The sequence below is a fragment of the Vibrio sp. 1580 genome, assembly GCF_033340055.1.
In genome coordinates this window covers 1-575 of sequence record NZ_JAWOVT010000519.1, presented here as the reverse complement: position 1 = coordinate 575, position 575 = coordinate 1, and the positions used below count along the sequence as shown (strand labels likewise).

Genomic DNA, 575 nt, shown 5'->3' with positions numbered 1-575 from the left:
CCCGCCTCGGCGAGATCTTCCATCACAATGAGCCATTCATTCTCCGACTGGAACGTTTTTAAGCCTTGTGGTACCCGACAGTGCGAGTCCATGACACCGGAAAAATGCGCGTACCAACTGACTTCAACCTGATAAGAGTGCAGCTTTCTTTGGTGAGAACGGTCTGTATTCCAGCCTCTAGGGTGTTCAGAAGGTTTAGGCAATTTGACGTGTTTTACAATGACAGAGCGTTTAGCGAATATCAGCCGAACCAATTCTCCGTAACCGCCCCAAAGTGACTGGATTACTTCGCTCGACAGCAATGCACCGAGATAAAGATCCTGGCTGATATTTTGATACAAAAGGTGGTGGTCATTCATACTCAAGCAAGAAGATGCGACCAAGCTTGGTTACGGTTGATGTAATGCGCCACATACGGGCAAACCGGTTCGATTTTATAACCCAGAGCTTCAATTTCTGGGAGTACCGCTTCCATCATTACTTTGCCATAACCTTTGCCGCGCAGCTCTTCTGGTACGACCGTCGATGTTATGTGCATCACATCATTTTTCAACTCGTAGACCACTTTTGCTTTG

The 575-nt window shown here is 47.1% G+C and carries 1 protein-coding gene and 1 pseudogene; both read right to left on the bottom strand.

Features of this window, described 5'->3' with window-relative positions; translation table 11 throughout:
* Positions 1–359 (bottom strand): annotated as a pseudogene (locus R7093_RS26930) (phosphotransferase); the annotation flags it as partial.
* Positions 360–361: 2 nt separating this feature from the next.
* Positions 362–575: GNAT family N-acetyltransferase (locus R7093_RS26925; RefSeq protein ID WP_318147237.1), on the bottom strand; the 214-nt coding region annotated here is incomplete at its 5' end.